Annotated in this window: 8 protein-coding genes; all 8 read right to left on the bottom strand. The window is 39.7% G+C overall.

The window, feature by feature from the left end:
- Positions 1-6 precede the first annotated feature (6 nt).
- The 8 genes from QX565_RS10635 to rhaB all read right to left on the bottom strand — a co-directional run bounded on the left by QX565_RS10635 (position 7) and on the right by rhaB (position 15,179).
- Complete coding sequence (locus QX565_RS10635; RefSeq protein WP_289292742.1) at positions 7-2,922, bottom strand: LamG-like jellyroll fold domain-containing protein; 2,916 nt, start codon at positions 2,920-2,922, stop codon at positions 7-9.
- A 172-nt stretch (positions 2,923-3,094) separates the two neighbouring features.
- A complete protein-coding gene (locus tag QX565_RS10630) occupies positions 3,095-5,092 on the bottom strand; it encodes a T9SS type A sorting domain-containing protein (RefSeq protein WP_289292741.1) in 1,998 nt (665 codons plus the stop codon).
- Positions 5,093-5,791: 699 nt separating this feature from the next.
- The gene (locus QX565_RS10625; protein WP_289292740.1) at positions 5,792-8,794 is read right to left on the bottom strand and encodes a LamG-like jellyroll fold domain-containing protein; all 3,003 of its coding nucleotides are present in this window, start codon (positions 8,792-8,794) and stop codon (positions 5,792-5,794) included.
- A 239-nt stretch (positions 8,795-9,033) separates the two neighbouring features.
- Entirely contained in the window at positions 9,034-10,332 is a 1,299-nt protein-coding gene (locus QX565_RS10620) for a glycoside hydrolase family 88/105 protein (RefSeq protein ID WP_289292739.1), read from the bottom strand.
- Positions 10,333-10,352: 20 nt separating this feature from the next.
- On the bottom strand, positions 10,353-11,162 hold the full coding sequence (gene rhaD, locus QX565_RS10615; RefSeq protein ID WP_002559058.1) for a rhamnulose-1-phosphate aldolase: 810 nt from the start codon (positions 11,160-11,162) through the stop codon (positions 10,353-10,355).
- Between the two features lie 153 nt (positions 11,163-11,315).
- The gene (gene rhaT / locus QX565_RS10610; protein WP_289292738.1) at positions 11,316-12,347 is read right to left on the bottom strand and encodes an L-rhamnose/proton symporter RhaT; all 1,032 of its coding nucleotides are present in this window, start codon (positions 12,345-12,347) and stop codon (positions 11,316-11,318) included.
- Positions 12,348-12,468: 121 nt separating this feature from the next.
- Entirely contained in the window at positions 12,469-13,728 is a 1,260-nt protein-coding gene (locus tag QX565_RS10605) for an L-rhamnose isomerase (protein ID WP_289292789.1), read from the bottom strand.
- Positions 13,722-15,179, bottom strand: a complete 1,458-nt coding sequence (gene rhaB / locus QX565_RS10600; protein WP_289292737.1) for a rhamnulokinase — start codon at positions 15,177-15,179, stop codon at positions 13,722-13,724. Before rhaB ends, QX565_RS10605 begins: the two co-directional genes overlap by 7 nt.
- Between the last annotated feature and the right edge of the window lie 10 nt (positions 15,180-15,189).

Below are 15,189 nucleotides of genomic sequence, written 5' to 3'. Positions count from 1 at the left end.
ATTATATTATTTCACAATTTTACCAACCAATATCCTCCGGTCAATTTTCAACGTATAAACATAGTATCCTTTAGGCAGAAAACCGACATTAGCCACATGTGCTATACCTCCTTGAAGTGTTACTTGTGCCTGATAAACGGTTTGCCCGGCAGTATTCATCACAGACACCTGTACTGTCAAATCTTCGGTACCCATTACAGGTATGTAGAAATCATCCGCAAAAGGCATCGGATAGGCGTATCCTGTCTTTGAGGTAGTTATATCCTCAATATGAGTACTTGTACCTTGTTTATAATGATCACTTACCTCTTCAGCTGTTAACGCTTCATTATAGATAGTTAATTCATCCATTAATCCTTGAAAGCCATTTTCATAAGCTGTGTTACAATTGCCTATTGCCATCCTCTCAATAGTGCCAATATCTCCAGTTTTATCAGCACCGGAAGCTACTAATACACCATTAGCATACATTTTTAATTGCTTTTCTTCCACATCGCGTACACAAACTAAATGTACCCATTCATTATTAAAATATTTAGTTGCCGCTCCGGTCACATTGATATCTGTCTTCGTTACATCATCGTCAACAGCCCAAGTCAAACGATCATTCTTACTATTCTTCTGATACTGAATACCAAACCATTTACCAGTAGCTCCCTCATAACTATTAGTAGCGTGACTTCCCTTATGGAGCAAATACCAATCGACAGATCCACCTGCAGATTTAAACCACAATTCAATGGAAAATGACTCATTACCCAAAGTCAATGCATCATAATGTTCCTGTACAAAAGCAGCATTCGCTTTATCAAACTGCGCAGCATTATTTTGGATACCTTTCACCCATAGTGGAGTGAAATCTTTGGCAGTAGCATTTTCACCATACATATTTTCAAGTATAGTACCTTCTATTTCATTGAAAGAATAATAAGCAACTTTACCACGCTCAGGTTTTGTTCCGGTTGTAAAACTCCACACATCTCCTTTACAATCCCCTAACAGATTTTTTGCATCTACGCGCCAATAATAAGTAGTGGCAGCCTCTACGTTAACCGTTACTACATTTGCAGTAGATGCTGTCAACACAACATCCATATTCTCTACAGATTTTCCTAAATATACTGTATACGAAAGAGCTCCTGCCCAAGCACCTGTTTTGTTCTCCCATGAAAGGCGAACAGATGTATAATCGGTAATAGTAGTTTCGTTTCCCGGTATCGGATTAACAGAAGCAATTGGAGGTGCAGGAATACCACGTGTAGCAAATTCCTGGGTGGAAGTATATAATGATTCCTTCTCCCCGTTTACTGTTTTTAGGCGAATGTAATAATTGGTATTAGGAGCTAAGGACTCCAATTTATGAGTAGTTGTGCCGGGGTCTAAAGAAATTGAAGTAAAATCTTTATTATCGATGGAATACTCAAGAATTACTGAAGTAGACTCTGGTGCATTGTTCACCCACTTAAATGAAAGATAGTCTGTGCTCAAAGAAGTCAATTGCAAATTAGTAGGATATTTAACATATGGCATTGGTGTTGTAATACTATTAACATAATTCTCAATATTCAAATATCCATTTTCAGCCATTAACAAAGCATCATTCGGGTTATTTTTATCCAATCCATTGGCATCTTCCCAAACATCGGGCATACCATCATTATCGGTATCCAACATTTTTTCACCATCAAAAATATTTCCAACCCCATTGGGAAGCCCCAACTCTGATTCTCCACTAAGTAAAGCACCTTTAGTTCCTAATGATAGAAGTTCGTCAATCATATAATTATCAGCTTCATCACGTACTGGTAAAGATGCTCCTACCCTATTAATAATCCAATCATAAGCCTCAGCCGCTGTTGTTTCTCCTTCGATAACAGGATGTTTTTCTGGTATCGTTGTAACTACTACTTTCTCACCATCGACTAATTTTCTTCTATCATAGTCCGAATAATCAAATTCATCAAGCGATTTTACAAAAGTAACATTCTCACTTTCCGGATTGGACGCATCACGGCGATAATCTTCTTCGGTGGCCTCATATCCATTAAGTATCCCATCCTTATTGTAATCAATCATATTACCTTTTTGGTAAACCTGGAAAGCTGTTTTTGCACGCGTAAAAGCCTTAGTACCTTCAACCGGACCTTTAATAAAGTAATTATTAGTAATAACTCCCCATGAAGAAGCTTCCGTATCTCCTAAAATATAGGCACCACCTTCTCCCCAATTATAAACCACATTATTGACAAACTGATTCAATCCTTTTACTTTAGGATTACGAGTTTTATTATCAATATAAAGATTACGATACAAAGTAACTCCCCCATTTGTTTGGATAAGACCTCCGCATGCATGTACCATAATTCCTTGCCCAATGATAGAATTCTGAATAGTAATATTATAAGGCTCAAAACCTTTACTATCCCAGTTTATTGAGAAGTTCTCATCCAATCCCCATGTAGCAGATACATGATCAAATATCATATTACCACCATTAGCAATGCCAGCAGCATCGGCTCCACTGGTACCACCAATGCCCATTCGTATACGCAAATAACGAACAATGATATTCTCGGCAGCAGAAAAGGAAACTCCATTACCATAAACCACCACTCCTTCTCCTGGAGCCGTTTGTCCGGCAATTGTAAGATTCTTTGAAAATACCAGACGAGATTTCAGTTTTATCACTCCTGCCACATCAAATACGATAATGCGATTGGGTTGACTTACAGCATCACGTAAGGAACCTTTACCTGAATCATCAAGATTGGTTACATGGTATATTTCCGGAGATTCACTGGCTCTTGCCCCTTTGGCAAAACGTCCATAGCCTTCAGCACCAGGAAAGGCCAACTGTTGTGCATACATTGTTCCCATACAAAGAGGGAAGAGCAATGTGATAACAAGTCTCTTATATAACATAGTTTTATCAATAATTATTTGAAGAATAATACGCAGGAAAGAAATAACATGTTTCTCATTAGTACGTAATAATATTTCCAAGGTTACAAAAAATAAGTATCAGAAATAAGAATAAAAAGAGGAGACGGTTCTATTTTCACAACCGCCTCTCTTTACCCTTTAAACAAAAGACTTATAACACAATCTTTTTAACAACTATACCTTTATTTGTTTTCACTTTTACAAGATACATTCCATTTTTCATTGCATTTACCGGAATAAGTGTCGAATCGGAGTTTGCAACCGGCATACCTTGGTTGTTTAATACTGTCACATATTCAATCCCTGTACCATTCACTACAATATTACCATCTTGTACATAAACAGATACTTCGTTAGCAACTTCAGAAGCTTCAATACCTGTACCGGACCCGGAACCACTTGCTGTCAATACTATTTTATAACCCATAACCGGAACTTCTACGGCATCGTCGCCTTCACCTTCTGTTTTTGTACCTGATTGGTATTCTACCTTTTCAGCAGTAAAAGTCAAGCTGGCCGGAAATCCCTGATACTCGATCTTATATGTGTCGTCAGCCGGATTAACGGCAGCATCCAAAATAGTAAATGTATCACCGTTCTTCACATCTAAAGACTCAGCTGCTTTCACTACAATTGTATTGCCATTGAATGTAGCAGTACTATTGGTAGTCAATTTATCATAACTTGTTACTGAAGATATCTCAAACTCAACCACACCATCATTCTTCACTGTCAATGGAGATTTCTGAGTACCATTATTAATATCAGCCAACATCAGTTCTCCGATACCCATATAGCCAACCTCAAGCTTACCACCTTCGACAACAATACCTCCGACAAGGCGTCCATTACCACCTCCTACTGCATTTGAATAAATAGTCATTGCAGCAGGTCCTTTCGTTACTCTATCAAGTGCCACACCAGTTTCGGTAATAGGGATGTTTATGTAAGCACAACCTTTATTTATAAACAAACCTTTAAATACAGCCGACGGTTTCTCATTCACACCTGTAAAAGTATAAGTACCTGTACCCATTTTTATTAAGCGAACCCAGTTGTAAGCCTTTGCTCCTGGATCAAAAATTGTAACCGGAAGTGTCACATCCGTATTAGAATATCCCAATGCATAAGTAATATCCGGAGAATTAGAATTCTTCACATATCCACCTAGCCAAGCACCTTCTTCTGCATTCAATTCACCAATTGCATAACAACGGTTACCACTGCCACTTGTAAAGCCAGCTCCCTCCAACAAAGTAACTTTCGTATTTACAAAAGTAGAATCCACTCCATACAAATCTCCACTAAAGTCTCCTGCCGCAATAAAATCATCAAATTTCTTTGTAGAGTTCAAAAATAGAGCTCTATAAGAAGGTGCAAGAGCAGCATCATGATTCGCCCCAACCAATAATTCACCTTCAAAACCATCCAGACCTACCATATTGGTTTTTCCTGCAAAGTCTTCGGTAAAACCGACACGTTCACCACCTGAATTAATGGTCAATTTCCCTTTACCAGAAAACTCATTTAACAAATATACATAGCGTCCAGCTGTTATACTTCCCGTCTTTTCCTCTGGAACAATAATAGGAGCAGCAGAATATTTAAGAGTATTCTTATTATCACTCATAGCTAAACCTATTGTACCACCTTCAAGTGAAACTTTACTTCCAAAAGCATTAGGAGAGTCAGCTTTATCCATAATAACACGTCCGTTGCGTACAACAGTACCACCCTTTAATTCATTTAAAATATTTAAAACAAAGTCTCCTGTACCTTCTTTCAAAAGCATACCTTCACCCACTATTTTATCAGTAGTCTTTTCTGCCTGATAAGAAATAGAGTAATTCTTATCTCCACTAACTTTTATATCAGCAACTTCCATTTCACCATTCAACTTAATAGACTCTGTTGCTACAGAATTCCCTTCTTCATCAGTAAATTTTCCACTACCATTAAAAATAGCCGTAGAACCATTATCCCATCCGTTAGGAAGGAGAAAGCCACCTCCGTAATCTTTTCCCCACTCTGACGATGAAACTCCCCAAACACCTGTCCCATACGAATTTTGCCAAACAAGTTCCTGCGCATTGACAATTGATACAGACGCTACTAAAAGCGCTACACTAAGAAAAGTATTCTTTCTCATAGTTTTTAAATTATTAGTTTAACAATAGCTCAATATTAGTTATATTGATACCGCTACAAAAATACGCAGTTATCGAACACGGCACCATGTAAATTTTGGCTGAATTGATACAAAAATTGATTTTTATGATTTAAAATTAAGAAGGAAGATATCAAACCACTCAAAATTCCTAAAACTTCTTAATGAGTTTTCAGCAACAACAAAAACCGTTTTATACAGGAATAGATAGTTCTAATACAGATTAGTATGAAAGTTGTGCTTCCAGCACGGGAGAAAGAGAAAGTTGTATCCACCAGCTATTTTGCAACATCCCCTCACACCATGATAAAACATCCATATGCAGGAGATACATAGCATGAGGGGAGGAAAATAAAAGTAAACGGCATCAGAAATAGAATGATTGTTAATCTATAGGGTATACTTTGTTTTATACCGGAGTACATTTTATGCCTTAAAACACCGGATATCCTAAAGATACAGTCTACTTTCCTACAGAATATTGTCTTATTTATTTTTGAGTACCTCCCGTACGGGAAGACACAATAAGCAATGATTGTTATTGAAACGTAAGATCAATATGGATTTTCGTAAAAAGTAACACAAATTATATACCCTTCGAATTATCATTCTACTTTAAATCTTTATCGGAGATTCCGATTCCGGTAAAAATAACCCGAGTAAATCAATAAGTAAAACATCTTATTTTTTCAAAGCTGTTTTACTCATTATACCTGTAGAAGTTTCTACAGATACAACATAAATACCACCAGCCAATTCATTCAACTCACCGATATAAGCTGTACCATTATCAGCTTTTACTTCACGGGATAATGCCAGCCGACCAGAAGCGTCATATAGGCACACCTTTACCAAAACCTCTTCTTGCGGAACTACTACATAGAAGTGATTGAAGAACGGAGAAGGATAAATGCCCAGCTCACCGTTTGTAGCGAGTTCCTGGTTAATACCGGTAGGAATACCTGCTGTATTTCCTGTTTCAAACAGATTGGCAGCTTCCTCTGCTATCAAAGTTCCACGGAACAGCTTTAGTTCGTCTAATGTTCCGGCAAACGGTTCATTGAGGTTTTCCATCACATTACCAAAAACAATACCCACTTCAGAATTCATATAAGCACGATTGGAATCTCTTTTTCCCAAGAGTTTGCCATCACAATAAGCAATCAATGCCTGATCTTCATGGCTACGTACAAATACTAAATGATGCCACTCATTATTAAAGATATTTTTGAATACATCACCTGATGCCAACTTTACCTCATGCTTTGTTCCATTCTGACTAACTGCAAAGTAAAGTTCATTGTTACGTATTTCCGCACCACACCATCTTGCCTTGCCTTTACTATCTTTAAATGTACCTTTATGGAATAAGAATCCTTTTCCATCTACGGGACAAAAACCGTCAGACTTCACCCACATAGATACAGAGAACGAAGCTGCCGGGTCTGCCGTGCCACTACCTCCTTCAAATTTCATTCCTTCATAATAGGGTACGGAGATACAAGAGCCAGTCACCACGTTTTCCAACAAAAGTCCCTGTTCATTTTTTCCTGCTACGTAAGTTGGCTCCAGTTCAACCAATTCGGCATCTTTTGCTCCGGTAACATCTGCAGAATTCTTTAATGTCCCGTCTAATGATAAATACATGACCGGTTCTTTTGCATCCAATGTTTGAGTCATGAAACTCCAAACTGTGCCTGTTGTTACTTCATTTTTCACATTAAGAGCATCAACACGCCAATAATAAGTCTTTGAAGGATCAGCTTTCAATGTAAATGAAGCAGCTTCCTGTGCTTCTGCACCAGAGATACATTCCAATTTATTCTTGTCTGTGCCGACATATACCTTATAAGTAGTAACACCATTATCAGGATGCGTTTCGTTCTTCCAGGAAAGTGTGATATCTTTCGAAGCATTAAAAGAAAGGATAGCATCTATCTCCGGAGACGGTTCAATACATTGATCAGGTGCTACAAGCAAACGTTTTGTTGTTATCTCCAACACATCGGAATATACTGACTCCATTGTAGTATTATATGCTTTAAGACGAAATGCATACAGTACGCCCGGTGTCAGATCTGAAACAGTATGAGAAGTAGTATTAGCCGGTAATTTTGCCACTTCGACGAAAGTACCCTGCGTGTCACGTTGCTCCAATATATAGCCCTCTTCTTCATCTGAATAATCTTTCCAAGAAAGTGTAATAGTAGTATGATCTGCTATTGCTTCCATCGTTGAAGGACATGCCAGGAAAGGCATCGGCGCATCAATACTATTAATGTAATTTTCAATATTGGCATAACCGTTAGTTGCAATCTTCATAGCGTCTGTCGGGTCATTCTTGTCAAGACCATTCTGCTCTTCCCAAGCATCAGGTATACCGTCATTATCGGTATCCGGGAGTTTTTCACCTCTCAAGATTTCACCCGGGCCACGGGTTGGCAATGACATTTCCGTATCTATTATCTGCCCCTTAATACCTAAAGACGTCAATTCATCAATCATATATGCATCTACTTCGTCACGTACAGGAAGGGTTGCTCCGACGTTACCAACAATCCAATGATAAGCTTCTTCAGCGGTCATTTTAGCACCAATTACCGGATGTTTCTCTGAGGGTTCATCCAAAAATGTAGGTGTAAGTTGCTGACCTCCTTCAGGAATAGCACTATCCGGCTGATAACGGTTACAATCCTCACGCGTCAGTAAACGTCCATCCAATTTACCATCTCTGTTATTGTCAAAGTAATTACCTGCAAAATAAGTTACAAAAGCAGGTTTGGCACGTGTAAAAGGGACAGTCGGCTTAAAAGACTGGGTAACGGGATTTTCAGGAGTCCCTCCATTATAACGTACCAGATAGCGTTCACTCTTACCTTCAATAAAATAATTATTCTGAATATCAGCAAGTGAAGCCGCGTCTGTATCACCCATAATATAAGCGCCACCATCGCCCCAGTTATAGACTACATTATTGACGAACTGGTTAAGCCCTTTCACTTTATTATTACGTGTTTTGTTATCAATATAAAGGTTACGGAAAAGTGTAATACCATTCTCATCAGAGGTCTGCATCAAGCCACCGCAAGAGTGATCCCACAACCCCTGCCCCATAATTGAGTTCTGAATGGTGATATTACGGGGCTGATCCTCCGGACGTTTAGAATCACCATTGATAGAGAAACATTCATCAGTACCCCAGGTCACCGACAAATGGTCAAAAATCATATTTGAACCAAAAGCAACCCCAGCTGCATCTACATATCCACCCGGAGATTCCTCGTAACCATAGCGTACTCGCAGATAACGGCAAATAATGTTGTCTGCTCCCGAAAAAGAGACACGATTTCCATAGATCACAATACCATTGCCAGGAGCTGTCTGAGCTGCAATAGTCAAATTCTTAGCAAAAGGAATAACTGATTTGGCATGGATTACACCCGACACATCGAAAACCACAATTCGATTAGGTTGACTCACTGCATCACGCAAAGAACCTTCACCCGAGTCATTCAGGTTAGTCACGTGATAAACTTCGCCATAACGACCACCAACAGCATAACGGCCAAATCCTTCTGCACCGGGAAAAGCTAATTGTGGTTCGGTAACAGACTGTGCCGCCACAGGCAAGAGAGGAAAAAGAGCCAAAGCAAAGGCTCCCACGATTGAAGTAAAGTTTTTCATATTATTATATATTAAATGACGAGGCAAAAATAGGCAATGAGAGAAAAGAGCATATTATTGTTTTTGGCACTTTAGATATAAATTTTGATTATCACCACACAGACACTAAATTCAAAACCAAAACAACACAATAAACAATAATAAATAAATACAATATTACCCCCTTCCTACAAGTATATCATACTTATAAAAAGAGGGTAATAAATAAAAAATAAAGAACTATATATTTAAAATATATATTACTTTTTTAATACTATTTTATCATACTGTTCTTCTGCCTTTATTTCAGTATATTTCGGTGCATCAATCATTTCAATCAGCGCACGAAGTACGGGGCCTTCTCCCATCGGATCATTCTCTTGAGTTGGACGATTGTAATAATAAGAGATAGAAGGCATAATACCTGTACCTACACAAATTGCAGTTACATCCCCCTCATCCGTTATCTTCTTCATCATACCTTTCAATCCCTGCTCTGCTACATAAATAAAGTCAGGATGTAACCAACCTTCTTTTACACCACGGGCAATACCAAAAACAAACATGGCTGTCCCAGTGATCTCTTCGTAAGAATCTTCTTTATCAAGTAGCTGATGCCACAAACCATTTTTCCCCTGATAGCGGGCAACACCACTAGCCTGTTGGCGGAAATTCTCAATAACCGCCTCCCGCATCGGATGATCTTTCGGCATCATACTAAGCAAATCGGCCTGTGCCATAAACACCCACCCATTGGCACGACTCCAGTGAGCAACACCATGTTCCTTGTTATCGGTATGGTAACAATGATAATAGATATTCTTTTCCGGACACCACAAATAACGGGTATAGTTCAGCACCTGATTGGCAGCATCATTAAAATACTTTTCATCACCAGTCATTTTCCCCATACGGGCCAGGAAAGAGATAGCCATGAAAGCATCATCTGCCCAAATTGTATTGACGTGCGGCCAAAGACGGGCAATCGTTCCATCTACCAGGCGAGGCTCGGCATAATTCAAATGATCTGCCGTTTCATTCACATAGTTAAGAAAAGCCTCGTTAGGGTGACGCATCTGTAAATCAATCAAACTGGCACCCATCGGCCCATTATCATCCAAACGTTTAGCACGGAAAATCATATGCCAGCTTAGCTTGCGAATTGCATTCCAACCTCCTTCTTTGAAAGCCTGATCATACTGGCGACGGAAAAAGTCAAGATTACCTTCATTGAAGACAAAATTCATATTCTTCAATACGTACTTGTCATACTTCTGATCACCTACTTTATCGGCAAGTTCCATCAATGCGATATTAGTAACCCCATTCGTGTAATGCCAATTATTGTATTTACAAGCCACTTTCACATCCATTGACAGAGGAAGTTTCTTCACTGATTTATAAACCTCTCCAGTCTTAGTGTTCTTAAATTCGTACGTAGTACTATTAAGTATCCGATCGGCAATTTTCACTGCAGCCTCTCTTGCCGTCATTTTAGTCTGAGCGGAAAGAGAAATAGTACACAAGAAAAGAGCACAAGATATAAAGATTCGTTTCATGGATATAACTGCTTTGATGATTATTTAGGTAAATTGAACGCTGTTGTCATTTCACGCATTTGTTCCTGACTCATACCATCGGGAACAAAGCCCATATTGCGTGCATTAATATAGATCTGAGCCGATTTACTTAATACATCAATCTGATCAAACGCATCCATAATATCTTCACCAACCGCACAGGCACCATGTTTTTCCCACATCACTACATCATAATCGTCTAACTCTTTGATTGTGGCCTCAGCCAATGCTACAGAGCTTGGCAATGCATACGGAATAATACCCAAACCACGCGGACAGAAAGCCTTTGTTTCGGGTATCATACTCCAAAGCAGATTGGTCAGCACGTCCTTCTTCAGGAAAGGTTCATGATGCGTCATAGCAATTAGCTCAATAGGATGCGTATGAAGAGATGCTTTATAGGTAGATCCTTTACTAATCAGATAATTGTGCATGCACAAATGTGACGGAAGTTCCGAAGTCGGTTGTACAGGTTGGTCGGCTATAATGACATAGCTGGCACAATCATCGAGAATACGAATGACAGAACCGTGCTCCATTGGCCAACGAGCCAAATCACGCATACGCTTGTTGGTTCCTTTACAATAAAAATAGCACCCCTTCAAATAAGGAAGTACAGTACCAATAGCCTTCACTTCACTAATAGGAGCCAGAGCGCGGATTTCATCATCTACAAATTCTGTAATATTCACTACAATATTACCACCATTACGTTCGGCCCATCCTTTTTGCCAAAGGTATCCGGCTACCTCAGCGGCTTTGTTCACTTCATTTGTAAGAGCCGGACGATTTTCTAAAATTGATTTCATCTTTATTATTTACGATTTAACGATTTACGATTGAAAAAACAAAATGATTTACGATTTGACGATTTACGATTTGACGATTGAAGTTACCTGATTTATTATTGGTTACAGACATTTTTCAATCGTAAATAGTAAATAGTAAAATCGTAAATTCCTTTAGGCTTGTGCCATAGCAACCACTATAATGGAAGAGATGAGTATCACCAACCCTAAAATCAATGTTCCGATTGTTGAACTGCTTGCCCCTTTCCATTCTTTGAGAATAATCCCCCAAACATTACTGAAAGTAACATTTAAAGACATTAGGATACTCCAGGAGAATGCCAGCAAAACAGGACTATCTGTCAGAAAACTCTTTCCCATTTCCAAACCAAAGAACTGAGAATACCATAGTACTCCAGCCAACGCACAAAATAACAAATTATTAATCAGCTGACCTCCTTTAACAGAGAAATATTCTTTACCCGTTTTATTTTTAATATTCTGTTGAATACAATATACAGCATTTGTACAAAAGCCACCCAAAGTAACAAGGAAAATAACAGGCAATCCTGCATACAGAGCTTCTACACCACCGGTAAGAGCCGCTTCTTTGATAGGAGTTCCCGCATCCAGCCCGAGAGCAAAACAAGCACTCATTACACCTGCCAACAAAGCAACCAGCAGACCTTTTGTTAATGCAAAGTCCTTTACAGCCGCTTTTTTCTCTTCCTCAGTCATATTTTTGGAACGCAAACTACCGGCATAACCGATTACTGCAATACCGGCTAATGTAATACATACACCGATAAGTAACATCAGTCCATCACCATGAAACAAATCCTTTCCGGCAAAAATAGCAGGGAAAAGAGTACCGAAGCCGGCACAAGTCCCTAACGCAATACTCTGCCCGAGAGCTACACCAAGATAACGCATACTAAGTCCGAACGTAAGTCCTCCAACACCCCACAATACTCCGTAGATAATAGCAGGAAGAGCTCCTCCTGAGCCCCATAACTCAATCAGGTTACTCCCCTCAGGAACAGCTAGCAAAGCCCCTAACAAAGGAAATACAAGCCATGCAAAAATCCCCTGCACCAGCCAAAAACTTTCCCAAGACCAGTTTTTTACTTTATTTATAGGCACATACGAGCTACTTTGTCCGAAGCTTCCAATGGCAATAATAATGAGTCCTATCAGTGTATTCATGTATATTAGTGATTAGTTGATTAGTGATTAGCGATAAATAAGTGACGAGTGGTAAGTGATAAGTGATAAGTAACAGCGAAGCCCGCTAATCACTCATCACTTACCACTAACCACTAATTCACTACGCCCCTCTTTTTGAAGTTACTTCTACCTCATATTTCTCTATTTCTGCGATAAAATCTTCACCTACAGGAACATTATTCTTCAAGCAGAACATATCCCAAACAGCATTCCACGGAAGTGATTTCGATTCTTCGAGCAGAGCAAGACGCTGGAATAATTTATCGTCAGCTTCGTATTCGCGAAGTTTAGCAATCGGTTCAAGTAAACCTTGCAGAAAACATTTCTGTGTGGCACGGCTACCAATAACATATGCTCCGATACGGTTAATGCTGGCATCAAAGTAGTCCAGACCGATATGTACACGATCAAGTGCATTGCAACGTACAACTTCTTTTGCCAGATCCAGTGTTTCATCGTTCATGATAGTCACATGATCACTATCCCAACGAACAGGACGACTAACATGCAACATAATTTCGGGTGTATAAAGCAACAAAGACGAAATCTTGTCGGCTACACTCTCAGTAGGATGGAAATGACCCGTATCCAGTGTTACCATTTTATTACGACTTGCCCCGTAACCAATATAGAAGTCATTAGAACCTACTGTATAACTTTCCAGACCAATACCAAATACTTTTGATTCAATACAGTCCTTCATATGCTTATAATCAATGGCAAAAATCTGATCCAAAGAATCTTTCAACAATTCACGATAACGTAAACGGTTCACAGTGATATCTTTACTACCATCGTGTACCCACAGGTTCATAATACAAGGATCACCCTGACGTTTACCCATCTCCTCAGCTATAGCACGACAACGTTTAGTATGCTCTATCCAGAAGTCACGAATTTCTTTATTCGGATTTGACAAGGAAAGGTTTCCACTTTTTGGATGAGAGAAAGAGGTGGAATTGAAATCCAATTTCATTCCGTGTTCTGCTCCCCACTGTATCCAACTTTCAAAATGTTTCGGTTCTACCTGATCACGGTCCACAAACTGTCCTCCAAAATCGCCATAAATTTCGTGCAGATTCAGACGATGTGTACCAGGTATATATGAAGCAGCTTTCAGAATATCTTGTCTAACTTCCTCTATATTACGTGCTTTACCCGGATAATTACCAGTAGCCTGGATACCTCCGCTCAATGATCCGTTTGACTCGAAGCCAGCCACATCATCTGCCTGCCAGCAATGCAAAGACAATGAAATTTTCTGTAAATCTTCAAGAGCTTTATTAGTATCAACACCCACAGCCGCATAGCGTTCAACGGCTACGTCATAAGCTTTTTTAATCAATTCTTCTTTCATGATATTATATGTTTAAAGTGAATATAAGCCGTATCCCAATTCTCTGATTTTTGCGGTTGATAAGTTTTCAAAGGAATAGAGTTGTGAATAAGTTGTCGCATTCCTTTTATATCTTCCGCCTCACCTGCTGTCATAGCCTGTATCATAACATTTCCAATGGCAGTAGCTTCCGAAGGACCGGCTATAACCGGAATGCCGATTGCATTGGCAGTAAACTGGTTCAATAGTTCATTCCGGCTTCCTCCGCCGATTACATGAAGCGTCTCTATCGGCATAGGAGACAAATTACATAGATTCTCCAATACCTGACGATAGCGAAGCGCCAGACTCTCAAAAATACAACGTACAATTTGTCCGCGTGTTTCTGGTACAGGCTGATTGGTTTCTGCACAGTACCGGCAAATCGCCTCCTGCATATCAGCAGGGTTGGCAAAACAAGCGTCATCCGGATTAATCAGACTACGGAAAGGTTCAGCTTCCTCGGCTTCAGCTATCAATTCCGGATAAGAAATATTTTCCCAACCTGTACGACAACGCTCGAGTAGCCACATACCACATATGTTTTTCAACAGACGAATCGTACCTGCTACTCCACCTTCATTGGTGAAGTTCAAGCGTTCTGTCTCTTCTGTGATTACCGGAGCATCCGTTTCTACTCCCATAAGTGACCACGTGCCGCTACTTAAATAAGCAAAATTACGATTCAGTGCCGGAACGGCAGCTACAGCAGAAGCAGTATCATGTCCTGCTACAGCGATAACCGGAATAGCTCCCAGCCCGGTAAGCTTCTGTATCTCTTTTGTCAACACTCCTACTTGTTCACCCGGATAAACGAAACGTCCGAAATGTTCTTCAGTCAGTCCGACCACTTCCAACAATTCCGGCTCTAACTTCCGGGTTTGGGCATTGACCAGCTGTGCCGTACTGGCAATAGTGTATTCTGTCACCATTTCGCCTGTCAACATATAACTCAAAGCATCCGGAATAAATAATATTTTATCGGCAACAGCCAATGCACTGTCACTATTGCCGCGTAGCGTATCAAGTTGAAACAGAGAATTAAAATTCATCACTTGAATACCTGTCAGACCATACACCCGGCTGCGGGGAACGCGGGTAAAGAGAGCTTCTGGTGCTCCGTCCGTATGAGGGTCACGATAAGCATAAGGTTGACGCAACAAATGTCCATCTTTACCTACACAGACAAAATCAACACCCCAGGTATCAATGCCAATGGAAGTAATAGATACATTCCGTTTCGCTACCAATTTCAGTCCATCTATAACCGACTGATAAAGAGCATAAATATCCCAATAATAATGTCCTCTTACTTCAATAAGCTGATTGGGAAAACGATTTATCTCTTCCAGCTCCAATCCCTTATCCGAAAAAGAGCCTAAAATAGTACGTCCGCTGGTAGCCCCCAGATCGACCGCAAAAAAATAGTTCTTCATGTCTGTATTA

It is taken from the genome of Bacteroides sp. 41_26 (assembly GCF_949740115.1).
GTDB classification, from domain to species: Bacteria; Bacteroidota; Bacteroidia; order Bacteroidales; family Bacteroidaceae; genus Bacteroides; species Bacteroides nordii.
The sequence above is the reverse complement of the archived record's forward strand: the minus strand, read 5'-3'. Positions and strand labels throughout refer to the sequence as shown.

Excerpts from the sequence above, each read along its gene's own strand:
- QX565_RS10635 (WP_289292742.1), bottom strand. The coding sequence starts at position 2,922 with ATGTTATATAAGAGACTTGTTATCACATTGCTCTTCCCTCTTTGTATG.
- QX565_RS10630 (WP_289292741.1), bottom strand. The coding sequence starts at position 5,092 with ATGAGAAAGAATACTTTTCTTAGTGTAGCGCTTTTAGTAGCGTCTGTA.
- QX565_RS10625 (WP_289292740.1), bottom strand. The coding sequence starts at position 8,794 with ATGAAAAACTTTACTTCAATCGTGGGAGCCTTTGCTTTGGCTCTTTTT.
- QX565_RS10620 (WP_289292739.1), bottom strand. The coding sequence starts at position 10,332 with ATGAAACGAATCTTTATATCTTGTGCTCTTTTCTTGTGTACTATTTCT.
- rhaD (WP_002559058.1), bottom strand. The coding sequence starts at position 11,162 with ATGAAATCAATTTTAGAAAATCGTCCGGCTCTTACAAATGAAGTGAAC.
- rhaT (WP_289292738.1), bottom strand. The coding sequence starts at position 12,347 with ATGAATACACTGATAGGACTCATTATTATTGCCATTGGAAGCTTCGGA.
- rhaB (WP_289292737.1), bottom strand. The coding sequence starts at position 15,179 with ATGAAGAACTATTTTTTTGCGGTCGATCTGGGGGCTACCAGCGGACGT.